At 37.4% G+C, this 294-nt stretch carries 1 other RNA gene (only partly in view); it reads right to left on the bottom strand.

The annotated features are described in order from the left end of the window. Positions 1-141: a transfer-messenger RNA gene (gene ssrA / locus ACFIO5_RS12680) on the bottom strand (it extends 208 nt beyond the left edge of the window). Positions 142-294: the final 153 nt, after the last annotated feature.

The raw sequence follows: 294 nt of genomic DNA on the forward strand, positions 1-294 counted from the left end.
TATAAAAAAACAAATTATATTTTGGTGGAGGCGCCGGGTACCGCCCCCGGGTCCAATAAGCTTATTTCATTGTCCATTTATTACCATAGCTGGCAAGCCAGCTCTTTAAGTATAGATGAAGAACAGCTTTTGGAAAAGGGGGGTTGTTAATATTTTAAATCCTCTAATTATTTAGAAGCTATATGATGCGGTTGTAAAATACAGCCGCTAATTCTTGGAGAGGAGATGGTGTAGAATGACAAATGATCTAGCAGATATTAAATTATATGACCAAAATCCCGATGAAGCTGCAAT

This window comes from Bartonella sp. AA86SXKL, assembly GCF_042196885.1.